Source organism: Micromonospora maris AB-18-032 (assembly GCF_000204155.1).
Classification (GTDB): Bacteria; Actinomycetota; Actinomycetes; order Mycobacteriales; family Micromonosporaceae; genus Micromonospora; species Micromonospora gifhornensis.
This window is the reverse complement of sequence record NC_015434.1, coordinates 4,040,808-4,064,574: the sequence shown is the minus strand read 5'-3', so window position 1 is coordinate 4,064,574 and position 23,767 is coordinate 4,040,808. Positions and strand designations below refer to the sequence as shown.

The following is a 23,767-nucleotide window of genomic DNA, read 5'->3' as shown; positions in this document are numbered from 1 at the left end:
CTGACGCCGTGCTGAAGTGGATCGTGCTCGCGCTGGTGCTGGTGCCGTTGGTCGTCCTCGCGCTGGCGGTCCGTCCGCTGCTCGCCCGGTTGCCGCAGCTGCGTCGGGCCGCGGTGCGCCTGCAACGGCGGGCCGACGAGGCGACGGCGTTGCGGGTGGCCGCGGAGAGCCTCCAGCAGCGGGCCGAAGGATTGCAGGGGCGGCTGGAGACGACCCAGCGTCGCCTCGCCGTGATCAGGGCCCGCCGAGGCGACTGAGCTGGGGTGCTGTGGATGTGGGCCGCCACGCCGATCGTTCGCGCAGCGGGACCGGCTTTCGGTCCGAAGATCGGAGTCAACTAGTTGACGAGACACTTGCGGGTGGCTGAGACTTCACCCGCCGGAACGGATCCACCACCGCCCCGGTGGGTGGCAACAGCCCGTGTCGCACGTACGATGGGCTGCGGAACCACCCCCGTTGACACAAGCGACTGGAGCTTCACATGGGTGCCCTCAGGCCCTGGCACATCGCCGTACTCGTGGTCGTGATGATCCTGCTCTTCGGCGCGAAGCGGCTCCCGGACGCGGCGCGTTCCCTGGGCCGCTCGCTGCGCATCATCAAGGCCGAGACCAAGAGCCTGGCCGACGACGACGACCGCGACCTGGCCGGTAAGGCCGACGCTCAGGCCGGCTACCAGCCGCTCCCGCCGCAGCCCCCGCAGCAGCAGCCGTACCAGGGCACGGTGCAGCAGCCGGTCGTCGACCCGGTGCAGCGCGTCCGCGACAACTGAGCGACGGGCCCGACCACCGTGGCCTTCGCCCTGCGTAAGCGTGGCCCGAGCCAGTTCGAACGGGCCGCCGACGGCTCGATGACGCTCGTCGAGCACTTCCGCGAGCTGCGTACCCGACTGTTCCGGGCGTCGCTGGCGATCGTGGTCGGGCTGATCGTCGGTTACCTGCTCGCTCAGCCGGCCTTCGACCTGCTGGCCCAGCCGTACTGCCGGCTGCCCGGCATGACTGTCGACGGCGAGTGTCAACAGTTCCTGATGCTCGCGCCCGCCGACGGCTTCATCCTCAAACTCAAGCTGGCGCTCTGGATCGGGCTCATCGTCGGTGCCCCGGTCTGGTTGTTCCAGCTGTGGGCGTTCATCGCGCCCGGCCTGCACCGGCACGAGCGCAAGTGGGCGTACGTCTTCGTCACGATCGCGGCGCCGCTGTTCGCCGCCGGCGCGGTGCTCGCCTACTTCGTGGTCGACAAGGGCCTGGCCTTCCTGATGGAGGCCGGCGTCACCGGCACCGATCAGCAGCTCGAGGTGACCCGCTACATCAGCTTCGTCACCACCATGATCCTGCTGTTCGGGGTGGCCTTCGAGTTCCCGCTCACCCTGCTGATGCTCAACTTCACCGGGGTGGTCAGCGCCAAGCGGCTGCTGAGCTGGTGGCGGGTGGTGGTGTTCATCTGCTTCGCGTTCGCGGCGGTGGCCACGCCCGACCCGGGTCCGTTCGGGATGACGCTGCTGGCGCTCTGCCTCAGCCTGCTCTACTTCATCGCGGTCGGGGTGGCGTTCCTCAACGACCGGCGCAAGGGTCGCGGCAAGGAGGTCTACGCCGGCATCGGCGACGACGAGGCCTCCCCGCTGGAGGTCGACCGCGAGCAGGTGGCGGCGGGACAGCCGGTGGAGGCGGTCAGCCCGATCGAGGCACCGGAGCCGGTCGCCGCACCGAAGCCGATCGAGCGGCGCTACGACGACGTGACCTGACGGTCGTCGAGGTGGCCCGTCCGCGCGAGTGATGCCGCGGGCGGGTCGCCGTGTCGTTGGCGGCCCTCCGCCGCGGCGGGCTCCTAGCGCATGGCGTGTTGGCTGTCAGCGATGGAGTCGGTAATCCGTCATCGGGCCTACTCGGCGCAACGGGCGGGTAATAACGCCTTAACGATGTGTTGTCGCACTTCGACGAGGAAGGTCGTTGCCACGTGCGCCGTACGTTGCGTTATCGCTCGCCGACTTGACCTGCTCGTGCACGGGTGACGCGACCGGCTCGACCGCGTGCGTCCCGGCCGTGTGGTGGTGGGCCCTGGCATGGCGGAGGGTCAGCGTGGCTGCCCGCGCGTCCGTCGGTGCCGCCCGCCTCGTCACGGCGCCCGTGCCCTGCGAAGAATCCGGCCTACCGCTGTGCCGCCCATGGGAGTCCCATCAGCGGGACCCCGATGGCGGCGGGTGTGTTTCCCGATCGGAGCCAGGCATTGATTCGCGTCGTCGTCGCCGAGGAGATGAGTCTGCTGCGCAGCGCGCTCTGCGTCGCGCTGTCGAGCGAGGATGAGATCGAGGTGGTGGCCCAGGTCGCCCGGGCGTTGGAGCTGTCCGACGTCCTGCGACGGCACCGCCCCGACGTCGTACTGGTCGACTTGGCCTCGGAGGTCGCGCCGTCGGTCGAGGTGGTCGCCGAGATCGCGGGTGCGGCACCCGACGCCGCGGTGCTGGCGATGGGCCGCCGGTGGAGTCCGGCGGTGGTCGGGGAGCTGTTGGCGGCCGGCGCGCACGGGCTGATCGGCATGGATGCGCCGGTGGAGGCGCTGGTCGGGGCGGTACGGGAGGTGGCGACGGGCGGACGGGTGATAGACGCGGAGGTCGCGGTGACCGCGCTGCTGCCCCCGGGCAGCCCGCTGACCCGTCGGGAGGCGGAGGTGCTACGGGCCGCCGCCGAAGGGCTGCCGCTCAAGGAGATCGCCCGCCGGCTGTTCCTGGCGCACGGCACGGTGCGTAACCACCTGTCCGCGGTGATGCGCAAGACGGGCACCCGCAACCGGATGGAGGCGGTATGGCAGGCCCGCCGCCACGGCTGGATCTAGGCCCGAGACGCCGTCGCCCCGTACCGGCCGGTACGTGTTTGAATGCTGACGGTTCGTGATCCGCCTGGCGATTTCCGGGAAGGTCCACCGTGATCCGTACCCTGCTTGCCCTCGACGGTGCTCTGGTCCGTGGCGCGCTCTCCCTCGTGCTCACCGCCGAGGCGGACATCAGTGTGGTGGCGGAGGTGGACCGGGGGGACGGCCTGGCTCGGCTGATCAGGGCCCGGCGTCCCGATGTGGCGGTCATCGACCTCGACCTGGTCGGCACGGCCAACGTCGCGGGATGGTGTCCGTTGCTGGTGCTCGTCGACCAACGCCGGGCACGCCGCCTGCACCGGGTGCTGGTGCCGGGGCGTCCCCTCGGCATCCTCGGCAGGGATGTCGCCCCGCACCGGGTGCTGGACGGGCTCCGGCGGCTCGCACGCGGGGAGTCGGTGATCGATGTCGACCTGGTGATGGCGGCGTTGACCCGGGGGAGTCCGCTCACCTCCCGGGAGACCCAGATCCTCGATCTGACCGCAGCGGGCGCTCCGGTCGCGGAGGTCGCCCGGGCGCTCGGCCTCGCGCCGGGCACGGTACGCAATCATCTCGGTCGGATCACCCGCAAGGTCGGTGCCCGCACCAGGGTGGAAGCGGTCCGGGTGGCCCACGAGGCGGGCTGGATCTGACCTCAGGTGACGCTTTACGGCTGGGATGCGAGCGACTACGACGTCGGCCGGGGTCTGACGACCGGCCGGATCCGCGATGCCCGCGCGGCGGGAATCTCCTTCATGACGTACAAGGGCACGGAGCAGTCCGCCGCCGGCACCTTCCACAGCCAGTACTACGGCGTCATGCTGACCGCCGCAAAGGACGCCGGCATTCCCTTCCTCGGCATGTACGTCGTGGTGCACTCCCAGGTCACCGCCGAGGAGCAGGCCACCACGGCCATCGACTACGCCGACGACCACACACCTGGTGGCGCGCGGCCGGTTCTTCTGGCAGATCGACCTGGAACGCTGGCCGACGGACGACGTGCCGTCGACGGTCGGTGTCGCGGTCGCCCGGGAGTTGAGCGCACGCACCGACCGTCGGGTCGTCATGTACGCCTCACGGGGTCAGTACGGCTCGAACGAGTTGGGCAGCTATCCACGGTGGAACGCCAACTACCCCTATCAGGTGGCGGAGGACTTCAAGGCCGCGTATGAGCATGGTGCTGTTCCGGCTTCCCAGCTGACGCCGACCGCCGGGCCGCCAGCCTGCCGCGCCGCTGGGCCAGCAGCTTGCCGGGCTGCCTGGTTGCCGGAGCGACGGGCGGTCGGCGGTCATGTCCGGGTGAGCGGCCGGTGGGCCGGGATCGTCAGTTCCTGCCAGTGGCCGACCAGTTCCCGGTAGGTGGGCGAGCGGCGCAACAGTTCCTCGTGGCTTCCGGCCAGTGGCCGGTCGTCGTCGAACACCAGCACCCGACGGGCGCGGATCGCCGAACTGATCCGGTGTGCGATAACCACCAGGCTGCCGGGGCGGCGGGCGAACGCCTCTTCCACCGTGGCCTCCAGCGTCGGGTCGAGGTGGCACGTCGCCTCGTCGAGGATGACCAACGGTGCCGGGGCGAGGTAGGCCCGGACCGCGGCGATGAGCTGCCGTTCCCCGGCCGAGAGACGGCCGGGCTCGACCTCGGCCGCCAGGCCGCCGAGGCGCTCGACCAGCGGCCCGGCCCCGAGCGCGTCCACAGCGGCCGCCACGGTCGCCTGGTCGGCGTCCGGGCGCAGGTACCGCAGGTTGTCGGCGAGGGTGCCGGAGCGGACGTACGCCTCCTGCGGCACCAGCACCCGCAGCCGGGCCAGTGTCTCCGGCGCGACGGCGGCGACCGGCGTGTCGGCCAGGTGCACGCTGCCGGAATCCGGCGGCACCAGCCCGGCGATCAGCGCGGCCAGGGTGGATTTGCCGGCGCCGCTCGGCCCGACCACGGCCAGGTGCTCACCGCCGGCCACGGTCAGGGTGAAGTCGGCGAGGACCGGCCGGGCGTGCGGACCGTACCGGAAGGTCAGCCCGCGGACCCGCACCGCCGGCACCACACCGCCGTCCGCCGTCGCACCACCCGCCGTGCCGCCACCCGCCGTGCCGCCACCCGCCGTGCCGCCACCCGCCGTGGCGGCGGTTCGACCGGCGGCGGCGCTCGGGTCGGTCGGCGGGCAGCCGCGCAGGATCCGGTCGAGGGTGACGGCGTAGCGCAGGCCGCCGCCCCCTACGCCCTGCACCAGGGCGTGCAGGGCGGGTTGCAGCCCGGTGGTGACGTAGACCAGCGCGCCCAGTACCGCACCCGTGCTGAGGCCGCGCCCCACCAGCCACGGCGCGGCCAGCAGCAGGACCACCACCGGCAGCCAGCCGCCCAGCCCGAGACTGAGGGAGCGCAGCGCCGCCATCCGGGCCAGTGTCCGTTCGGCGTCGGCCTGTGCCACGACCCGCCGGTCGACCGCGGCCACGACCCGCTCCTGCCCACCGCAGGCGGTCACGTCACGATGCCCGGTCAGCGCGGCGGCCGCCGATCGGCCGAGTTCCTCACCGGCCGCCACCTGGGCGCGCTGGTGGGCGACCATCGACGGCAGGGCCGCCGCGAACACGGTCAGCCCGAGCACCAGCGGCGCGGCCACCGCCGCGGCCAGCGGTGGCGACAGGGCGAGCAGGCCGAGCAGCGCCGCGCCGGCGCTGAACAGGAAACCGCGGACCACCAGCAGCAGCCCACCGAAGGTGTCCCGCACCACCTCCACCTGCTGGGTCAGTCGGGCCACGGCGGCGCTGTCCGGGCGACCACCGGCCCGGGTGGCCTCGCGCAGCGCACCGTCGACCACCCGGGCGGCCAACTCGTCGCGGTACGGCTCCACCACGGCACCGAGACTGCGGTACACCCGCCCGGTGGCGACCGCCCCGACCAGTACGGCGACGGCCAGCCCGGCCAGCCACGCCAGGCCGGTACCGAACTCACCGGCCAGGAAACCCCGGTCGACCGCGCGGGCCACGATCAGGCCGCTGAGCAGCGCTGGCAGTGACTCGGCCACCGACCAGGCGGCCAGTCGCCCCAGCGGGCGGCGGCGGGCCCGCAGGGCATCCCAGGTGGTGCGGCGTACGCCGGTCATCGGAGGTCACCGCCGGGGGTGAAGACCGCGCGGTAGTCCGGGTCGGCCCACAGCCGGCGATGCGGCCCCACGGCCCGTACCCGACCGCCGTCGAGCCAGGCGACCAGGTCGGCTGTGGCCGCCGTCGCCGCACGGTGGGTCACCACCAGCCGGGTACGACCGCCGACCCCCTCGGTCACCGCTCGGCTGATCCGGTGCTCGGTGGCGGTGTCCAGGCTGGACGTGGCGTCGTCGAGGATCAGCAGCCGCTGCGCCGGGAACGCGCGGGCCAACCCGAGGCGCTGTGCCTCACCGCCGGACAGCGGCGCGTCGGTCAGCCGGGTGCGGAACCCGTCGGGCAGGCGGGCCACCACGTCGGCCACCTGGGCGGCCCGTGCCACGGCCAGCACCTCGGCGGTCGCCGGGGCGGCACCGGCGGGCGGGCCGGCCGACTCGTCGGGCAGGGCGAGACCGATCGCGTCATGCACCGTCTCGCCGACCAGGACCGGACGGTCGAACGCCTGCCCGATACCCCGGCGCAGCGCTTGCGGGCTCAACCGGTGCAGCGGCACCCCGTCCAGCAACACCTCACCGGCGTCCGGGTCGTGCAGTCGGCCCGCCACGGCGGCCAGGGTCGACTTGCCGACGCCGGAACGCCCGACGACGGCGAGCGTGGCACCGGCCGGCACCAGCAGGTCGATGTCCCGCAGCACCGGCCGCCCGTCCGCGCCGTGTACGCCGACCCCGCGCATTCGCAGTTCGCCCTGGCCGGACGGCAGTGGCTCGTCGCCGTACCGGCGGGTCGGGTGGGCCAGGGGTTCGGCGATCCGGTTGGCCGCCGCCCTCGCGCGTACCAGCCGGTTGAGCGTGGCCAGCACCGCGCCCAGTCCGGCGCCGAGGGCCGCGTACTGCATCGCGGCGACCAGTTGCCCGGGGGTGAGCCAGCCGGCGGTGAGCGCGTACCCGCCGACGGCCACGACGGCCGCCTGCAACAGCGGACCCACGGCTGCGGTACGGGCGCTCGCCCGCGCCAGTAGCCGCCAGCCGAGCAGCCCGTACCCGCGCAGTTCCGGTAGTGCGCTCAGCACCCGGTCGCGTTCCTGGTCGACGGTGGCCGCGGCGGCGATGGTGCGGGCCCCACCGAGCGCCTCCAGCAGCCGCCCGGCGATGGCGCCCAGCACGCGCTGGTATCCGGTCACGGCGGCGGAGGCGTCGGTGACGAAGGCCCGCATGAGCACCGCGAGCACCGCCAGCCCGCCGAGGAGGGTGAGCCCCAGCAGCGGCTCGATCAGGGTGAGCGCCACGACGCTGCCCACCGGGGGCAGCAGCGCGACGACCCCGAACACCACGGCAGTCCCGGCCTGCCCGGCGTCGGTGGCCTGACCGACGAGCCGGCCGACCAGGTCACCCACCGGGTAGCGGCGCACGGTGCGGACGTCGCAGGCGAACAGATGGCGCAGCAGCCGCCGGCGCAGCAGGGCGGTGGCCCGGGCCGCGCCGTAGCCGGCGGCGACGTCACCGAGGATGTCGGTGGTCAGGAGGATCGCGACGAGCGCGCAGGCGACGGCCGGCCACCAGGAGGCCGTACCGCCCACGGCGGCGTCGACGGCGAAGCCGAGGGACGCCGGCAGGGCCAGTTCGGCGGCGGCGCCGATGAGCGCCACCATGGTGAGCAGGACGGTCCAACCGCCGCCGTCACGGACCACCCGGCGCAGCAGCCGGTCGGGGCCGGTCGGTGTCGGCATCGGACCTCCCGCGAGACAGACGTGCGGCCCTGGGCGGGTACATCGCCCCGCCCAGGGCCTCGCGTGGCGACCCGTCAGTTGCAGGTCGTGACGGACAGCGAGCTGTCGCCGCAGAGCAGCAGGCTCGCCCGGCTGCCACCGCCGGTGCGGTCGGCGGGGGCCATCTCCAGGCCCTGGAGGTCGAGAAGCGCCATGTCGTGTCACCTCCTCCCGTGCTTGTCGGGTTGGTCGGTTCCCCTCGCATCGGCGAGGGTGTCGGTGGCGCCCGTCAGGGGCGCGAGGAACGGCAGCGTCACCGCCGTGTCGGGTCGGGCGGCGGCCAGTGCCAGCAGGACGCCGGCGGTGCCGGTGCCGAGGTCCATGGACAGCCGCAACAGCTGCTCACCGGGGAAGGCGATCCCGTCGGCGTACGGCAGGGCGTGCCAGGCGAGGCGTTCCACCTGTGCCGCCAGCTCCGTGGCCAGCTGCGGATCGTCCGGGTACGCCGCGAGGTAGGCGACGATGCCCGCCCGTCCGGCGAAGAGGCCGGACTGCGCGTAGAACGGGGATCGGGCGGCCCGACGGACACCGGCGCTCGCCTCGGCGAGCCGCTCGTCGGCGCGGTGCCGCAGGTACTGGTCGAGCACCAGTCCGATGCCGACACTGCCCTGCCCCAGGTACGGCATGGTGCGCCAGCCCTCGTTGACCTCCAGCGCGCCGTCCGGGCGTACCACACAACGGTGCAGGTCCTGCCGCAGCGCGGTGGCGGCGTGCTCCAGCAACTGGGGATCGCCGGTCAGCTCGTACAGCCGTATCAGCATCAGGGCCGGTCCGGTACGGCCGCGCAGCAGTCCCGCGTACGGGTGCCGGCCGCCGCTGACGTCGGACTCCGGGGCGTCGGCGAGTTGCGCGATCACCCGGTCGGCGGCCCGCCAGGCGGCGTCGCGGAGGGTGGTCTCGCCGGTGCGTCCGGCCAGCTCGGCGAGGTTGAGCGCGATCCCGGACAGGCCACCGGCCAGACTGTGGTCCAGCCCGTCCCACGGTTGCCGTAGGCAGATGTCGAGCACGTCGAGGGCGTCCTGCCGGCGATCCAACAGCTCCAGGGCGTACGCGACGCCGTGCAGGCCGTCGTAGAAACCGCAGCGGGTGCCGGAGGCGGGCGAGGTGGCCTGGCGTACCAGCCACCGTTCGTGTTCCGGCTGGCGTCCGGCGCCGCTGACGTGCAGCGCGTACAGGACTCCGGCGGCGCCGTGGGCGAGGTTGAGCCCGCCGCTGCGGAACTGCTCGATGTCGCCGGGGAAGAGTCGGTCGTCGCGCTCCGGTGTCGCGCTGGCCAGGATCGCCCGGGCCAGTCGGTCGCGGTGCGACGGCCCGACGTCGACGGTGAGGTCGGCTCGGTGTTCCGCCGCTGCCGGGCTCTCGCCGGTGATCTCCTCGACAGCGGCGTCCAGGAGTGCTCCGGGCACCGGGAACCGGGCGGCGATCACGTCCGCGAGGTGTGCGGTCTTGGCCGGTGCCAGCCGGAACAGTTGGGTCAGCGGCAGGAACAGGGCCAGGCGCAGGCAGGCCAGGGCGTAGTGGTCGACAGCGGGACCGCTGCGGTCGCGGGGTGCGGCGAAGCCCTGGTTGCGCAGGCCGGGCCGGCGATGCCCGTCGATCGGGGCGGCGACTTCGAAGTCGACCAGGGCGATCCGGTCGTCCGGGCGGACCATCACGTTGAACAGGTGCAGGTCGCCGTAGACGAGGCCGCGTTCGTGGATGGCCCGGACGACCTCCTCGACCTGCCGGTGGATGTCCAACGCCCAGCGCGTGTAGGCGGCGCGGTCGGTGTCGGTGGCATCGGCGTCGATGAGCGGGTACCTGTCGACGAGCACCTTGTTCAGCGCCCGGCCCTCGATGAACTCCAGGGCCAGGAACCGGTGCTCGCCGAGGGTGAACTCGTCGTGCACCCGGGGCACCTGCGGGAGGTCGGCGAGTCGACGCAGCGCCGCTGCCTCGCGGCTGAGGCGGGCCACCGCGTCGGTGCCGTCGGCGTCCAGACCGGCGTACGGTCGTGCCTCCTTGAGCACCACCTGCGTGTCGGTGCGCAGGTCCCGGCCGATGTAGAGGCCACCGCCGTTGGAGAAGTGGATGACCTTCTCGATCCGGTACGGCACCTCGTCGGTGCTTGTGGCGTTGCGGGCGGCCAGGTGCGGCGCGAGGAAGTCGGGCAGCGTCACCCAGGACGGTACGTGGAAGACCGGGTCGCGGCGGTCGGGCACCAGGGCGCCGTTGTCGTCCTCGATCGCCGGGACGACCTGGCCGTCAGCGGAGTGGCAGTAGCGGGCGGCGAAGCCGCCGTAGCGTACGTACACCGGGCCTGAGCCGTAGCGCAGATCGCTCAGGATGTACGGACCGGACTCGCCGGCGAGCAGCTCGTCGAGTTCCTTGCAGACCAGTTCCAGTTCGGCGTCGTCGTGCGGGTAGACGGTGACGAACTTGCCGCTGGCCGCCCGGGAGGCGTACTTGGAGTTGCGCAGCAGCAGGGTGCGAGGGCCGCGGAGGAACTTGAACGACAGGCCACGCGGGACGCAGTAGTCCCAGATCGCGTCCAGCACCCGTTCGGCGTTGTCCAGGGTCGCCGACACGTGGATCTTCCAGCCCTGCTGCGGCAACGAGCCGCCGTCCGGGGCGTAGATCAGCCAGTCGTCGAGCGGCTCGGTGCGCCAACCGTCGGGCAGGGGCCGCCGGGCCGCCGCGAAGGTGGGCTCTGCGGTGGCGTTGCCCAGCGAGTCGTAGAAGTGCCGGTCGGCGGCGCAGTAGCTGTCGTAGCGATCGTCCACCGTGACCACTCCCTCCGCTGATCGGCTGAGCCCTCGGTCTTGCTGGCTGATATGAGTTTGTCTATTCGGCCTATGGCGCTTCCAGTGTGATCAGTCATGACGTGAGGTGTGTGCCACACTCTTGGCCGTGACAAATGTCAGGCAGGTCCCGGGCGGCGGCGGTTGGCGCGACCGCCCGCGGTGCGGGCCGACGCGACCGAGCGCCCGGGTCGTGCGCGCCGGCGGCGAAGAGGCCGCCGACCTGCGTCTGACGGCGAGGGCCCAGCCGCAGCCGGTACGGGTACGGCGTACGCCGTGACACCTGACGATCCCCCCGCAGCCGCCGATCAGCCAGCCGCTGTGACACCTGGCGATCACCGCCCAGCCGCAGGTCGGCCGGTCGCCGTACTGGCCAACCCCACCGCTGGTCGAGGACGGCACCGGCGACTGCTACCCGAGGTGCTGGACCGCCTGTCGGCGGGTGGACGCCCGGTGCGAGTGCTGGACGCGTACACCCGTGGCCAGGCCGAGGCGGTCTGCCACGAGGCGGTGGCCGACGGGGCGGCGGCGCTGGTCGCGGTGGGTGGCGACGGCACCGTGCACGTGGCCCTGCAGGCGGTGGCCGGCACCCGGGTGCCGTTCGGCGCGGTCCCGGCCGGCACCGGCAACGACTTCGCCGTCGAGACCGGCTTCCCGGCCGATCCCCTGACGGCCGTGGACACCATCGCGGCTGCGCTGCGGGACGGCCGTTCCCGCCCCGTCGACCTCGCCCGGATCACCACGGCGACCGGCGAACACCGTTGGTTCGGCGCCGTGCTCGCGGCCGGCTTCGACGCGATCGTCAACGAACGGGCCAACCGGATGCGCTGGCCGCGCGGCCCGCGCCGGTACGACCTGGCGATCCTGGTGGAGTTGGCCCGGTTGCGCCCGCGCCGCTACACGCTGCGCCTCGACGGGGAAACCCACGAGTTGGACGCCGCGCTGGTGGCCGTCGGCAACTGTGCGTCCTACGGCGGCGGCATGCGAATCTGCCCGGACGCCGACCCGACCGACGGACTGCTCGACATCGTCGTGGGCGGGCGGTTCAACCGGCGCATGCTGATCCGCGAGAAGCCGAACATCTACCACGGCACCCACATCCACCATCCGCTGGTACGCAGCTACCGAGCGCGCACCGTCGAGCTCGCCGCACCCGACATCACCACCTACGCCGACGGCGAGCGCTGCCTCCCCCTCCCGATCACCATCACCGCCACCCCCGCCGCCCTCCACCTCCTCCTCCCCTAACCACCCACCCCACCCCCGCCGCAGCCCACCCACCCTCCCCACCCGCGCGCCCCTCCCAGCCCTGCCCCGCGATCTTGCACTTTCGGTCGGGGAATAACGGGCGTATGCCCTATATCGGCGACCGAAAGTGCAAGATCGCGGGGGCGGTCCAAGGTCGCGGGGGCGGTCCAAGGTCGCGGGGGCGGTCCAAGGTCGCGGGGGCGGTGCAAGGTCGTGGGAGCGGTGGGAGCGGTGGGGGTGGTGGGGGTGGGGGGTTACAGGGTGGTGAGGGAGAGGATGGAGCCTAGGCCGTTGGGGCGGCCTACGTCGGCGGCCGGGAGTACCAGCGCGGCGCAGCCGGCTGCCACGGCTCCCGCGTCGGCGGGGGTGTCGCCGACCATGAGGGCGTGCTCCGGGTCGACGCCGAGCATGCCGCAGGCGCGCCAGAAGATCGCCGGGTCCGGCTTGCAGCGACCCACCTCGTACGAGAGGACGAAGGCGTCGACCAGGTCGGCGAGGCCCCAGGCGGCGAAGTGGGGGCGGATGTCGAAGCCGATGTTGCTGACCACGGCCACCCGTACGCCGGCCGCCCGCAGGGCCGCCAGGGTGGGAGCGGTGTCCGGGTACGGTACCCAGCCTTCGGGCGTCAGTACCCGCTCGTAGAGGGCGTCGGCGAAGCCGTCGATGCCCGCGTCGACCGTGGCGGCCAGCCCGGTGTACGCGCCCCGGTGGGCGTGCTCGTAGAGATCCCGGTCGGCCCACAGCTCGGCCAGTTGCGGTGGCACCCGGGCGGGCAGTGGCCCGCCGGCCCGACCTGCGGTGAGCAGCCGGTCGGCCAGCGAGGTGGCCCGGACCCGGTCAAGATCCACGCCACACGTGGCAGCGGCGGCCAGGACCCACTCGCGCGGCTCCTCCACCTGGGCGAGCGTGCCGTGGAAGTCGAGCAGCACCGCCTCCACCGGACGGCGGGACGGGGTCGGCTGGACGTCGCGTACGGAGTCGGTCGGTTCGGCATGATCCGGCACGTGCTGCACCCTACCGACCCCCTCCGACCCGGCTGCCGGTCGGCCTTGCCGGGTACCTGTCAGGCGTACGGACTAATCTTGAGAACATGTCGAGCCCCGCCGAGCGGTACGCCGCGGCGCGCCGCCGGGCCGCCCAGGCCTCACAGTTCCCGGCGCTGGAAGAATTCACCTCTGACATCGGGTTCGATCTTGACGATTTCCAGCGTGAGGCGTGTCAGGCGCTGGAGCGGGGCAGTGGCGTGCTGGTGTGCGCGCCCACCGGCGCCGGCAAGACCGTGGTCGGCGAGTTCGCCGTACACCTGGCGTTGCGCGGCACGCCCGGGCAGCCGGTGCCGACCGACGGCGCGCGACGCAAGTGTTTCTACACCACGCCGATCAAGGCGCTGTCCAACCAGAAGTACCACGATCTGGTCGACCGCTACGGTGCCGCGCAGGTCGGACTGCTCACCGGCGACAACGCCATCAACGGCGACGCCCCGGTGGTGGTGATGACCACCGAGGTGCTGCGCAACATGCTCTACGCCGGCTCGGCCACCCTCGAGGGCCTGGCGTACGTGGTGATGGACGAGGTCCACTACCTCGCCGACCGGTTCCGGGGCGGGGTGTGGGAGGAGGTCATCATCCACCTGCCCGCCTCGGTCACCCTGGTGTCGCTGTCGGCGACCGTGTCCAACGCGGAGGAGTTCGCCGACTGGCTGATCACCGTGCGGGGCGAGACCACGGTGGTGGTCAGTGAACACCGGCCGGTGCCGCTGTGGCAGCACATGCTGGTCGGCAAGCGGATGTTCGACCTGTTCCACGACGCGGCGGCGGCCCGTAAGCACGATGTGCACCCGGAGTTGCTGCGCTACACCCGGGAGACGGTCCGCCGTCTCGACCTGGGCGAAGGGCGCGCCGCCGGCTGGGGTGGGCGTCGCGGGCCGCGCTGGCGTGGGCCGTCGCGGCCGGACATCGTCGAGCGGCTGGACCGCGAAGGGCTGCTGCCGGCGATCCTGTTCATCTTCAGCCGGGCCGGTTGCGCCGCGGCCGTGCAGCAGTGCCTGGCCGCCGGGCTGCGACTCACCTCGCCCGAGGAACGGGCCGAGATCCGTCGGGTGGTGGAGTCCCGGGTGACCGCCATCCCCGGCGAGGACCTGTCGGTGCTGGGCTACTGGGAATGGCTCGACGGCCTGGAGCGTGGGCTGGCCAGCCACCACGCCGGGATGCTGCCGGTGTTCAAGGAGGTCGTCGAGGAGCTGTTCGTCCGAGGGCTGGTCAAGGCGGTCTTCGCCACCGAGACCCTGGCCCTGGGCATCAACATGCCGGCCCGCTGCGTGGTGCTGGAGCGCCTGGTCAAGTACAACGGCGAGGCGCACGTCGACCTGACGCCGGGGGAGTACACCCAGCTCACCGGGCGGGCCGGGCGGCGGGGCATCGACGTGGAAGGGCACGCCGTCGTGGTGTGGTCCCCGGAAACCGACCCCCGGCACGTGGCGGGTCTGGCGTCGACCCGCACGTACCCGCTGCGGTCCAGCTTCCGGCCCTCGTACAACATGGCGGTCAACCTCGTCGGCAGCGTCGGCGCCGACCCGGCCCGCGCGTTGCTGGAGTCCTCGTTCGCCCAGTTCCAGGCGGACCGGTCGGTGGTCGGCCTGGCCCGGCAGGTGCAGCGCAACACCGAAACCATCGAGGCGTACGGCGTGGAGGCGGAGTGCCACCACGGTGACTTCGACGAGTACTTCGCGCTGCGGGTGTCCATCGCCGACCGGGAGCGGGCGCTCGCCCGGCAGGGCCAGAGCCAGCGCCGGGCGGCGGCGGTGGCCGCGTTGGAGCGGCTGCGTGTCGGTGACGTGATCCGGGTGCCGTCGGGTCGGCGCGCCGGCCTGGCCGTGGTGCTCGACCCGGCCGCCGGTGGGTTCAGCGAGCCGCGTCCGCTGGTGCTGACCCAGGATCGCTGGGCCGGGCGGATCAGCCCCGGCGATTTCACCACGCCGGCCGAGGTGCTGGCCCGCATCCGGGTGCCCAAGCACTTCAACCCCCGCAACCCGGCGGCCCGTCGTGACCTGGCGGCGCAGGTCAGCGGCACCGGCCTGGACCGGCACAGCCGTCGAGGCGCCCGGGGCCGGCAGTCGGGCGAGGACCACCAGCTCACCCAGTTGCGGGCCGAGTTGCGGCGACACCCCTGTCACGCCTGCCCGGAGCGGGAGGAGCACGCCCGTTGGGCGGAGCGTCGCCGCCGGCTGGAGCGTGACACCGAGGAGTTGCGTGAGCGGGTGGCCGGTCGGACGGGATCGCTGGCGCGTACCTTCGACCGGATCGTCGCCCTGCTCACCACCCGGGGCTATCTCACCGCCGAGGGCGAGGTGACCGACGCCGGGCGGATGCTGGGTCGGATCTGGACCGAGGCCGACCTGCTGGTGGCGGAGTGCCTACGTCGGGGGGTCTGGGACGGGCTGTCGCCGGCCGAACTGGCCGCCGCGGTCTCGGTGGTGGTCTTCGAGGCCCGGCGTGACGTCGACGAACGGGCGTCCCTGCCGCGCGGTCCGGTCGCCGAGGCGGTCGACGCGACGTTGAAGCTGTGGAGCGAGATCGAGGCCGACGAGGCCGCCCGTGGTCTGACCGTCACCCGCGAGCCGGATCTGGGTTTCGCCTGGCCGATCTACCGGTGGGCCCGGGGTGAGGCGCTGGCCAAGGTGCTGGCCAGTGGACACGAACTCGACGGCGAGATGCCGGCCGGTGACTTCGTCCGCTGGGCTCGTCAGGTGGTGGACCTGCTCGGTCAGGTCGCCGACTCCGGTGGTGCCTCGGCGGAGCTTCGGGCCACCGCCCGGCAGGCGATCGGTGTCGTCAACCGGGGTGTGCTCGCCTACCACGCGCCGGCCTGATCCGCTTCGTCACTCACCGTAATGTCGAGTCGGGCTGGCGGTGAGGTCACCGAACGGCAACGGTTCGCATCCGACAACTGTTCCTATTGTGCCTGGTGAACGCTTCCCTGATCATTCTACCGGCGCGTAAGCCGCGTGCCGGTGGAAGCTCTGGGGGGAGCCGTCGTGGCGGAAATCAATCACTTTGAGTACGGATGGATCACACCCGCCCTCAGCTACGCGCTGTCGGTTCTGGGGTCCGTTCTCGGGCTGATCTGTGCGGGCCGGATCCGTACCGCGTCGAGTGCCGGCCAGCGGGCCTGGTGGGGAATTCTCGCGGCCTGGGCCATCGGCGGCACCGCCATCTGGACGATGCACTTCATGGCGATGCTCGGCTTCGCCGTGAGCGGCTCCCGGATCAGGTACGACGTGCCGGTCACCGTTGTCAGCGCGTTGCTCGCGGTGGTGGCGGTGGGTATCGGGCTGGCCATCGTCGGCACCGGTCGGCTGTCGGCGGTACGGGTGCTCGCCGGTGGGCTGTTCACCGGTGCCGGGGTGGCGGCGATGCACTACACCGGCATGGCCGCGATGCGGCTCAACGGCGAACTCGGGTACGACCCCACCCGGGTCGCGCTCTCCGTGCTGATCGCCGTGGTCGCCGCCACCGCCGCGCTGTGGCTCGCGATGACGGTACGTCGCGGCGTGGCGATCTTCGCGTCGGCGCTGGTGATGGGCGTGGCGGTCAACGGTATGCACTTCACCGGGATGAGCGCCCTGTCGGTGCACCTGCACGAGCGGCGGGGGGAGGTCGCCGGCGCGGAGGCGGGCAGCCTGCTGATCCCGATCGTACTGCTCGTGATCTTCGGCGTGGTGGGGTTGGTCTACGCGCTGCTCGCGGCGCCCACCGACGAGGACCGGGCCGCCGCGGCCTACCTGGCCGCCCGCCGGGCCCCGGCAGCCGACCCGGTCGGCGTCGACTCGCCGGACCCGGTCGGGTTGCGTGCCCGCTCGACCCTGGCCCGCCCCGGTGCCCAGTTCCCGTCCCGCCGGGACCACCCGCCGCGCTGACCCGCGCGCACCGATCTGCGCGGTCCCTCATGGACGGTGGCGGAAAGTGTCGTACCCGGTACCCATCATGTATTCATGGCTGTCCCCGCCCTCACCCCGCGCAACACCCCACCGCGCTCGCTGCCGCTGCGCGAGGCGCGCACCCGACTGAGTCAGCTCGTCGCGATGGCGGAGCTGACCGACACCGTCACCGTGGTCACCCGCGACGGTGACTCCCGGCCGGTCGCCGCGATCGTGCCGGCCGACGCTGCCCGCAGCGCCGCGCAGGCTCGTGCCGACGCCGGCCGGCTCGCCGAGGTCACCGCGGGTTGGTCCCGTCGCCTCGAAGCGCAGCGTGAGCAGGCCGGTCGCCGACACGCCGCCGAGCTGTGCGCGATGCGGGCGGCGCTGGCCGAGGTGTGGGCCGCGTTGGAGCGCCGGGCCGCGCCGGGCGACGCCGAGCTGGCCCGGCTGCGCGCCGGACACGCCGACCTGCTCGACGGCTGATCGTCCTGCGTCGCCTCGACACGCATCTCGCTTGGGTAACTGTGGGTCACCCGGTGGTGCTGGTCGGCCACAATAGACCCTCACGATGGGCGTAGCCGGGGGTGACGATGAGCGGATCCGAAGCATCGAGCGGCGCGCCCGCGAGCTCCGGTCCCACGCCCCGGATGCGGTGGCTGCGCCTCGCCGCGCTGCTCGTGCTGCTGGTGGTGGCCGCGGTCACGGTGGTGCGGGTGGTCAGTGTGACCGGCCCGCCCAGTCGTGACCAGTTGCGGGAACGAGCCGGGCTCACCGGCAAGCAGGAGCTGCTGATCGGGGTCAAGGACGATCAGCCGGGCGTGTCGCAGCTGCTGGAGAACGGCGCGTTCGTGGGCTTCGACATCGAGATCGCCTACATGATCGCCGAGGATCTCGGTTTCGACGCGCCACGGGTGCGGTTTCTGCCCATCGAGAGCGAGGACCGGGCCCGTCGGCAGGCCCGCACTCCGGACGGCCGCTTCGTCACCGTCGATCTGGTCATCGCCTCGTACAGCATCACCGAGGATCGCCGACGCCAGGGTGTGGTCTTCTCCGCGCCCTACCTGCAGACCGAGCAGTCGGTGGTCACCCGCGCCGACAGCAAGCTGGCACCGACCACGTTCGCCGATCTCGCCGGCCGCAAGGTCTGCACGTTGGCGACCTCGACGGCCGAGCAGAACCTGGCCGCGGCCGGTGCGCAGGCCCACGGCCGCAACCGGATCAGCCAGTGCATCCAGGAGCTGTACGACGGCACGATCGACGCGGTCACCACCGACGCGGCGGTGCTGGCCGGATTCGTGGCTCCGCCCCTCGCCGAGCAGGCACCGCCGGTCAAGAAGCTGACGAACCCCAAGCCGTTGCGTCACTTCGACATCGGTGCCGACGGTGATGAACTGTGGGGGGTCAACACCGGCCCCGATCCGGCCATGCGTGACCTGGTCAATCTCTCTCTGGAAGAGGCGCGCAACGGCCGTAACGGCAAGCGGTGGCGGACGGCCTTCGACCGCTACTTCGGCTACTCCCAGAAGTACAACGATCAGCAGCAGGTTGCGGTTGACCAGCAGCCACCGCCCGGCCCGGCGGACAAGGTGGAGGTGCGGCAGTGGCCATGGGAGAGGTCCGCCTGGCGGCACCCGAACCAACCACGGCCGGGCCTGTCGGCCGCCGCCGTCCGGGTGCGCGCCAGACGCAGCAGTGGCTGCTGACCCTGCTGCCGGCATTCCCGGTACTGCTGCTGGTGCTGCGGTTGTGGCGGCTCAGTCGACAGGACATGTCGACAATGCTGCTGCTGGTGCAGTACGTCAGTCCGCTCGGGCTGCTCAGCGCACTGCTCATCGCGCTGGTCTGGGCGGTACCGCTGGTGGTGCTGGTGCCGGTCGTGCTCGGTCGACTGTTGCAGGTCAGCGCCCCGCAGCGGTTCGACCCGGAGCGCTCGCTGCTGGCGTACGCCGCCGCGCGTACGCCGGGTTGGGTGCTGGTCGTGGCGGCGGCGCTCGCCGCCCTCACCTGGCAGCTGCGGTTCCTGCCCGGGCTGGTGATGATGCTGGTCTGGCTGGTCGCCCTGCACACCCGCAGCCGCTACCCGGATCGACCGCGACTGCTGCTGGCCACCGGCCTGATCCTGCCGGTCGTCGTGGCGGCGGCCAGCTACGCCTGGCTCGCACCGGCCATCCGGTCGGCCGTCGGACACGGCGAGCTGGCCACGGCCCTGCTGCTGGCGCTCCCGCCCGCCGGTGCGCTGGTGTTGACCGGCCCGGTGCCGGCGCGGATGGCCCCGGCGGTGACCCGGACGGTCATCTACGCCGTCGGCGGGCTGCTGCCGTTGCTGACGGGAGCGGTGTTCCTGCGCGTCCCGTTGCTGCCTGCGGTGGCCGTCGAGGTCGGTGAGCCGCAGACCCAGGAGGTGGTGCTGGGCGAGGCGGTGACGGTGACCGACCGGATGACAATCGTGCTGAGCCGCTCCGGCGAGGTCCGCTTCCTGCCCAACGACGAGGTGCGGGCGCAGGTGCTCTGCCCGGACGCCGACCGGGTGCCGAGCAGCCGGGTCACCGTCGCCCGATGGCCGGTGGAGGACACCGCGCTGGAATGGCTCATGCCGCGTCGACCGGTGGGCCCGCCCGATCCGCGCTGCGGCGGTCTGGTGCCGTTGCCGGCGCCCTCGCCGTCAGCTGGGCCGTGACCGCCCCTTGAGACGACGGCCCAACTCGCGGGCGATCTCCCGGTCCGCGTCGCGGGCGGCGAGCGCCTGACGCTTGTCGTACGATTTGCGGCCCTTGGCCACGGCGAGTTCGACCTTGGCCCAGCCGTCGGAGAAGTACATCGACAGTGGCACCAGGGTGAACCCGCCCTCCCGGATCTGCGCCAGGATCCGGTCGATCTCCACTCGGCGCAGCAGCAGCTTGCGGGTCCGGCGGGGAGCGTGGTTGGTCCAACTGCCGTAGCCGTACTCGGCGATGTGCAGGCCGTACAGCATGATCTCCCCGTCGCGTTCCTGGGCGAAGGCGTCGACAAGCGAGACGCGGCCGGCCCGCAGCGACTTGACCTCCGTGCCGGCCAGCACGATCCCGGCCTCGTACGTCTTGAGGATGGTGTAGTCGTGCCGGGCCTTGCGGTTCGATGCGACAAAGGTCCGCTCGCCACTGCGGGAGGTGCTCACCCGGCGAAGGATATCCGCCGTCGGTGGAACCGACGTCGCCGAGCGCCCTGCTCAGGGCAGTCGGTTGCGCAGCCGGTCGGCCAGATCCGTCACCGCGGCCCGGAACCGGGGATCGGCCTCGCCTGGCCAGTGCCCGATGATCTGTGGTGGCACGCTGTCGCCGGGCGGGGGAACCACGTCGACCGGGTCACGGAGGCGTCGATCGACGGTGCCCGGTGGCCCGGGCAGCACCGGATCCCGGCCCGGGCGGTGCGGTGAGAAGACCCAACCGCCGATCGGGTCGGTGTCGCGCCACAGGTTCAGCCACCGCCAGTTCACCCGCCTGCCCACATCGAGCAGCACCTGCTCGTTGACGTACGCGGGGAACAGTCGCCCGTACAGCCGGCGCAGTGGGGACCCGTACGTGAGCAGGGCCAGGTGGCCGCAGACCTCACGGGGCAGTTGCAGCACCGTGGCGGCGAGCAGCACCGCGCCGTGGCTGTGCCCGGTCAGCAGGACGCCGTGACCCTGCTCGGTGAGGTAGGTGATCCGTCGGCTCAGCTCCGGCACCGCCCGTTCGGCGTAGCAGGGCGGAGCGAACGGGTGTGCCGCCCGGGGCCAGAAGGTGCCCAGGTCCCACAGCACCCCGACGTACCGGCGGAACTCTGCCGTGCGGTAGGCGAAGATGCCGCCGATGAGCAGGGCGAGCACCACGGCCGCGATGAGGAAGCTGCCCACCTGGATGCCGAAGTTGGTCGCCGCCTCCGGTATCCCGGTCAGTTGCTCGACGACGTGGCCGGGGGCGAGTTGCAACATTCCGAGCAGGATGGTGGGTAACCCCGCGCCGACCACACCGGCGTAGATCACCGCGAGGGTCTCCAGACGTTCGGTGAACCGTGCTCGGGCGATGGTGTGTTCGACCTGCTGTAGCCGGTGCCGGGCTGCGGCGGGGGCATGGGGGAAGTCGCGGGCCACGGTGGCCCGGGCGCTGTTGATCCGTACGGACCGACTCGCCAGGTTCAGCACCACCGCGCCCACCAGGACGGTCACCGCCGCCAGCAGGAACACGAAGATCGCCCATTTGAAGCCGAGCGGCGCGGAGACGGTGCGTTCGTCGTCGGCCCGGGCACGGCGGTTGAGCAGATCCGCGACCCGGAAGACGAGGTCTGCGGTGAGGGCGAGCGCCAGACCGGTCGCGGTGGCGGCGATGACCGGTGCGCCGAGCCCCTGCAACGGTCCCGATCCGAGCCCGTCACAGCCGAATCCACGCCGCGACTCCTCCGGGTCGATGCCCCCGCCGCGCGCCCGGCCCGCCACGCTCACCTTGTCGCGTAGTTGACCACGGGTGGCGAGGGCCGCCACGCCGAGGGTGAACAGCAGGGCCGTCTGCGCGAGGATGACCAGGCCGACCATCACGCTGTATCCGGGCAACCCCACCGCCGATCGCCAGGGTGTCGGGTCGACCGCCACCACGACCAGGACCATTACGGTGAGCACGCAGGCAGCGGTGCGCAGAAAGGAACAGAACCGGTCAGCCCGTCCGCTGTCCGGGGCGTCGATCCACCGCTGGACGCAGAGCATCGTGACGCAGGCACCGAGTATCGCGGTCGCCACGACGGTGAGAGCGACACTCGGCGCCGACGTGCCGGCGAAGCAACGGGCGATGAGCAGGCCGATGCTCAGGGTGGCGAAGCCGGCGGCGACGTGCAGCGAACGCAGGCGACCCACCAGCGGCGCGCCGTCCCACTGACCCACCGCGCTGAGTGCGTGGGGCTTCGACTCGTTGGTCGCCCGGTGGAAGGCGTCGAAGTTGTGCCCCGGTCGTGTGCCGAGCCGCCAGACGAGCCCGAGGGCGGCGGCCGGTGCCAGGGCGAGCACCGACAGGCGTAGGCCGGTGGGTCGTCCGCTGAGCCAGGACAACCACGGCCGGTTCGCCGTGCAGAACGGGTTCGACATGCACCGGACGGCGATCAGGTCCAGTGCCACCCCCATCGTGGCGAGCACGTACAGCATGGTGAGGGTGAGGGCGAGCAGCCGGCAGGTCGCCTTGATCCCCGCGCCCGAGGTGCCCTGGGTCGCCGGTCGCATCCAGATGGCGACGTTGCAGAGCATGAACGGCAACAGGAACATCAGCGACAAGGTCCGGACCGTCGTCCCGGAAGGCAGATCGCTCCACCGGTACGCCTCCAGGGTCACCCCGGCCGGGCCCTTGGCATCCGGATAGTCCGGATGCGGCCGGTAGAAGCCCCCGCTGCCGTCCCCGGCGACCTGGTAGCTGTGCGGACGGTTCAGGATCTGCTCGGCCCCGGCGCCGGACACACCATGGACCCGCAGTTCCACGACATCGACGTGGGCCTGCGGTCCGCTTGTCATTCGTCCCCCGGGGTCGTCTCCGCCGGCCGGGCGTGGCGGAACCCGACCGAACCGCTGCGGGTGCGGCGTCGCCGTCTACCCGCGCCGTCGCCGGTCACGCCTGCGGCATGGGTGGACCTTGTGCCGGGCGGGATTGCCGGTGATGCGGCGGGCTCCGACGAACGGGTACGGACAAGGGCTTGAAAACCTAGTTTCCCGGTAGGAATATAGGCCTACTTCATCGGTGCTTCCGCCGTCGGCGGGCGGTCCGCCCCGTCGATCTGTCGAAAGAGACGATCATGACCAAGCTGGAACCCCAACCGTCACCCACCGCACCCGAAAGCCGGTTCTCCATCAACGAGGACTGGGCCGCCACCATCCTGGGTCTCGCTCTGCTCTGCCTGGTCCTGGCCGGTGCGATCCCCGCTGGGCTGGTGCCCTGATGGCCACCGAGGCAACCCGAGGTGCCGCGCAGACCGCGCCGCAGGCCGGGCTCCTCGCCCCGCCGCCGCGAGACCGCAGGTTCTGGGCCTGGACGGCCGCCGGCCTGCTGGTGGTCGTGCTCCTCGCCGCGCTCACCCGCTATCTCGAACAGCAGGTGCCCGAGTGGGCGGCCGGCACGGCGCTGGAGGATGTCGCGGCGGCGATCGAATATCCCGTCTACGCCATCGTGCTCGGTCTGCTCGGCAATCTGGTGGTCACGCTGACCGGGTTACACGACCGCATCGCCGCCGCATTCCGTACCGAGTTCTTCATCAAGACCGGCCTGGTGCTGCTCGGTGCCTCGATCAATCTGGCGGTGATCGCCAGTGCCGCCGGGCCCGCCATCGCCCAGGCGCTCCTGTTGATCTCCGGCGTGTTCCTGTTCACCTGGTGGCTGGCCGGGCGGCTCGGCCTGGACGACAAGCTGCGCGCCCTGCTCGCCTCCGCGGTGTCGATCTGCGGAGTCAGCGCCGCCATCGCCGCCGCCGGGGCGGTCCGCGCCCGTCGTGAACAACTCGCCTATACGGCGAGCCTGGTGATCGTCTTTGCCCTTCCGTCGATCTTCCTGCTGCCCTGGTTGGCCGACGTGCTCGGGCTGTCACCGGCGGTGGCCGGTGCCTGGATCGGCGGCAACATCGACACCACCGCGGCGGTCACCGCGGCCGGGGCGCTGGCCGGCGAGGACGCGCTCCAGATCGCCAGCATCGTCAAGGTCACCCAGAACGCGTTGATGGGCGTGGTGGCGGTGGCGCTTACCGCGTACTTCGCCCTGCACGTCGAACGGCGGCCCGGGTCGGCCCGGCCAGGGCTGGGTGAACTGTGGCGCCGCTTTCCGAAGTTCGTCCTCGGCTTCGTCGCGGCGTCGGTGATCGCCACCTGGTACCTGAAGGCGGTCGGCGCCGACGGCAAGGCCACCATCGCGATCGTCAACGACCTGCGGACCTGGTTCTTCATCCTGGCGTTCGTCAGCATCGGCCTGGAGGTCCGGGTGGCGGCGCTGCGGCAGGCCGGCTGGCGTCCCATCGCGGTGTTCGGTGCTGCCACCGTGTTCAACCTGGTTCTCGCGCTCGGCCTGGCCTCGCTGTTGTTCGCCGGGTTCACCCTCAGCTGAGAGGCGGCACCGGCGCGCGGCCGGGGGACCGGACGACGGT

The 23,767-nt window shown here is 72.2% G+C and carries 21 protein-coding genes; 14 read left to right on the top strand and 7 right to left on the bottom strand.

Annotated elements, in window-relative coordinates; translation table 11 throughout:
* Positions 1-8 precede the first annotated feature (8 nt).
* The 6 genes from VAB18032_RS17965 (at position 9) to VAB18032_RS30840 (ending at position 4,013) form a co-directional block, all read left to right on the top strand.
* Positions 9-257 (top strand): hypothetical protein, encoded by a 249-nt coding sequence (locus tag VAB18032_RS17965; RefSeq protein WP_013734303.1) that lies wholly within the window; start codon positions 9-11, stop codon positions 255-257.
* Between the two features lie 224 nt (positions 258-481).
* A complete protein-coding gene (tatA, locus tag VAB18032_RS17960; RefSeq protein WP_013734302.1) occupies positions 482-769 on the top strand; it encodes a Sec-independent protein translocase subunit TatA in 288 nt (95 codons plus the stop codon).
* A gap of 18 nt (positions 770-787) precedes the next feature.
* On the top strand, positions 788-1,738 hold the full coding sequence (gene tatC / locus VAB18032_RS17955) for a twin-arginine translocase subunit TatC (RefSeq protein WP_013734301.1): 951 nt from the start codon (positions 788-790) through the stop codon (positions 1,736-1,738).
* Positions 1,739-2,220: 482 nt separating this feature from the next.
* Positions 2,221-2,826 carry a response regulator transcription factor gene (locus VAB18032_RS17950; RefSeq protein ID WP_043721166.1) on the top strand — a complete coding sequence of 202 codons (606 nt, stop codon included), beginning with the start codon at positions 2,221-2,223 and terminating at the stop codon, positions 2,824-2,826.
* An 89-nt stretch (positions 2,827-2,915) separates the two neighbouring features.
* Positions 2,916-3,494, top strand: a complete 579-nt coding sequence (locus VAB18032_RS17945; RefSeq protein WP_013734299.1) for a response regulator transcription factor — start codon at positions 2,916-2,918, stop codon at positions 3,492-3,494.
* Positions 3,495-3,500: 6 nt separating this feature from the next.
* Positions 3,501-4,013: a hypothetical protein gene (locus VAB18032_RS30840; RefSeq protein ID WP_232510820.1), complete on the top strand. Its 513-nt coding sequence runs from the start codon at positions 3,501-3,503 to the stop codon at positions 4,011-4,013.
* 117 nt (positions 4,014-4,130) lie between these two features.
* On the opposite strand, the gene VAB18032_RS17940 is transcribed toward VAB18032_RS30840, so the two are convergent.
* The 4 genes from VAB18032_RS17940 to lanKC form a co-directional block, all read right to left on the bottom strand.
* Positions 4,131-5,939: an ATP-binding cassette domain-containing protein gene (locus VAB18032_RS17940; RefSeq protein ID WP_013734297.1), complete on the bottom strand. Its 1,809-nt coding sequence runs from the start codon at positions 5,937-5,939 to the stop codon at positions 4,131-4,133.
* On the bottom strand, positions 5,936-7,663 hold the full coding sequence (locus VAB18032_RS17935) for an ABC transporter ATP-binding protein (protein WP_013734296.1): 1,728 nt from the start codon (positions 7,661-7,663) through the stop codon (positions 5,936-5,938). The genes VAB18032_RS17940 and VAB18032_RS17935 overlap by 4 nt, the downstream gene beginning before the upstream one ends.
* A gap of 74 nt (positions 7,664-7,737) precedes the next feature.
* On the bottom strand, positions 7,738-7,857 hold the full coding sequence (locus VAB18032_RS17930; RefSeq protein ID WP_013734295.1) for a SapB/AmfS family lanthipeptide: 120 nt from the start codon (positions 7,855-7,857) through the stop codon (positions 7,738-7,740).
* A 6-nt stretch (positions 7,858-7,863) separates the two neighbouring features.
* Complete coding sequence (gene lanKC, locus VAB18032_RS17925) at positions 7,864-10,464, bottom strand: class III lanthionine synthetase LanKC (protein WP_043724847.1); 2,601 nt, start codon at positions 10,462-10,464, stop codon at positions 7,864-7,866.
* Positions 10,465-10,803: 339 nt separating this feature from the next.
* Here lanKC and VAB18032_RS17920 point away from each other — a divergent pair, with 339 nt between their 5' ends.
* Entirely contained in the window at positions 10,804-11,730 is a 927-nt protein-coding gene (locus VAB18032_RS17920; RefSeq protein WP_043721159.1) for a diacylglycerol kinase, read from the top strand.
* A 254-nt stretch (positions 11,731-11,984) separates the two neighbouring features.
* Here VAB18032_RS17920 and VAB18032_RS17915 read toward each other — a convergent pair whose 3' ends face one another.
* Entirely contained in the window at positions 11,985-12,734 is a 750-nt protein-coding gene (locus VAB18032_RS17915; protein ID WP_415878002.1) for an HAD family hydrolase, read from the bottom strand.
* Between the two features lie 86 nt (positions 12,735-12,820).
* On the opposite strand from VAB18032_RS17915, the gene VAB18032_RS17910 reads away from it, so the two are divergent.
* The 5 genes from VAB18032_RS17910 (at position 12,821) to VAB18032_RS17890 (ending at position 19,325) form a co-directional block, all read left to right on the top strand.
* A complete protein-coding gene (locus VAB18032_RS17910) occupies positions 12,821-15,598 on the top strand; it encodes a DEAD/DEAH box helicase (protein ID WP_013734291.1) in 2,778 nt (925 codons plus the stop codon).
* A 165-nt stretch (positions 15,599-15,763) separates the two neighbouring features.
* The gene (locus tag VAB18032_RS17905; protein WP_013734290.1) at positions 15,764-16,645 is read left to right on the top strand and encodes an MHYT domain-containing protein; all 882 of its coding nucleotides are present in this window, start codon (positions 15,764-15,766) and stop codon (positions 16,643-16,645) included.
* 75 nt (positions 16,646-16,720) lie between these two features.
* Positions 16,721-17,131 carry a type II toxin-antitoxin system Phd/YefM family antitoxin gene (locus tag VAB18032_RS17900; RefSeq protein ID WP_013734289.1) on the top strand — a complete coding sequence of 137 codons (411 nt, stop codon included), beginning with the start codon at positions 16,721-16,723 and terminating at the stop codon, positions 17,129-17,131.
* Positions 17,132-17,295: 164 nt separating this feature from the next.
* Positions 17,296-18,351, top strand: a complete 1,056-nt coding sequence (locus VAB18032_RS17895) for a glutamate ABC transporter substrate-binding protein (protein WP_013734288.1) — start codon at positions 17,296-17,298, stop codon at positions 18,349-18,351.
* A complete protein-coding gene (locus tag VAB18032_RS17890) occupies positions 18,255-19,325 on the top strand; it encodes a hypothetical protein (protein WP_013734287.1) in 1,071 nt (356 codons plus the stop codon). The genes VAB18032_RS17895 and VAB18032_RS17890 overlap by 97 nt, the downstream gene beginning before the upstream one ends.
* Here the strand turns inward: VAB18032_RS17890 and smpB are convergent.
* Together smpB and VAB18032_RS17880 are read right to left on the bottom strand one after the other, a co-directional pair.
* Positions 19,311-19,802, bottom strand: coding sequence for an SsrA-binding protein SmpB (smpB, locus tag VAB18032_RS17885; protein ID WP_013734286.1), 492 nt, complete (start codon positions 19,800-19,802; stop codon positions 19,311-19,313). The two genes, VAB18032_RS17890 and smpB, sit on opposite strands and share 15 nt — an antisense overlap.
* A gap of 51 nt (positions 19,803-19,853) precedes the next feature.
* Positions 19,854-22,154: a hypothetical protein gene (locus tag VAB18032_RS17880; protein ID WP_013734285.1), complete on the bottom strand. Its 2,301-nt coding sequence runs from the start codon at positions 22,152-22,154 to the stop codon at positions 19,854-19,856.
* A gap of 278 nt (positions 22,155-22,432) precedes the next feature.
* On the opposite strand from VAB18032_RS17880, the gene VAB18032_RS32345 reads away from it, so the two are divergent.
* Positions 22,433-22,576: a hypothetical protein gene (locus VAB18032_RS32345; protein ID WP_013734284.1), complete on the top strand. Its 144-nt coding sequence runs from the start codon at positions 22,433-22,435 to the stop codon at positions 22,574-22,576.
* Complete coding sequence (locus tag VAB18032_RS17875; RefSeq protein ID WP_013734283.1) at positions 22,576-23,727, top strand: YeiH family protein; 1,152 nt, start codon at positions 22,576-22,578, stop codon at positions 23,725-23,727. The genes VAB18032_RS32345 and VAB18032_RS17875 overlap by 1 nt, the downstream gene beginning before the upstream one ends.
* Positions 23,728-23,767 lie beyond the last annotated feature (40 nt).

Coding starts and splice junctions, on each gene's coding strand:
- VAB18032_RS17890 (WP_013734287.1), top strand. CDS start 18,255: ATGGGAGAGGTCCGCCTGGCGGCACCCGAACCAACCACGGCCGGGCCT.
- VAB18032_RS17910 (WP_013734291.1), top strand. CDS start 12,821: ATGTCGAGCCCCGCCGAGCGGTACGCCGCGGCGCGCCGCCGGGCCGCC.
- VAB18032_RS17895 (WP_013734288.1), top strand. CDS start 17,296: ATGCGGTGGCTGCGCCTCGCCGCGCTGCTCGTGCTGCTGGTGGTGGCC.
- VAB18032_RS17935 (WP_013734296.1), bottom strand. CDS start 7,663: ATGCCGACACCGACCGGCCCCGACCGGCTGCTGCGCCGGGTGGTCCGT.
- VAB18032_RS17940 (WP_013734297.1), bottom strand. CDS start 5,939: ATGACCGGCGTACGCCGCACCACCTGGGATGCCCTGCGGGCCCGCCGC.
- VAB18032_RS17875 (WP_013734283.1), top strand. CDS start 22,576: ATGGCCACCGAGGCAACCCGAGGTGCCGCGCAGACCGCGCCGCAGGCC.
- tatA (WP_013734302.1), top strand. CDS start 482: ATGGGTGCCCTCAGGCCCTGGCACATCGCCGTACTCGTGGTCGTGATG.
- VAB18032_RS32345 (WP_013734284.1), top strand. CDS start 22,433: ATGACCAAGCTGGAACCCCAACCGTCACCCACCGCACCCGAAAGCCGG.
- VAB18032_RS17930 (WP_013734295.1), bottom strand. CDS start 7,857: ATGGCGCTTCTCGACCTCCAGGGCCTGGAGATGGCCCCCGCCGACCGC.
- VAB18032_RS17900 (WP_013734289.1), top strand. CDS start 16,721: ATGGCTGTCCCCGCCCTCACCCCGCGCAACACCCCACCGCGCTCGCTG.
- VAB18032_RS17880 (WP_013734285.1), bottom strand. CDS start 22,154: ATGACAAGCGGACCGCAGGCCCACGTCGATGTCGTGGAACTGCGGGTC.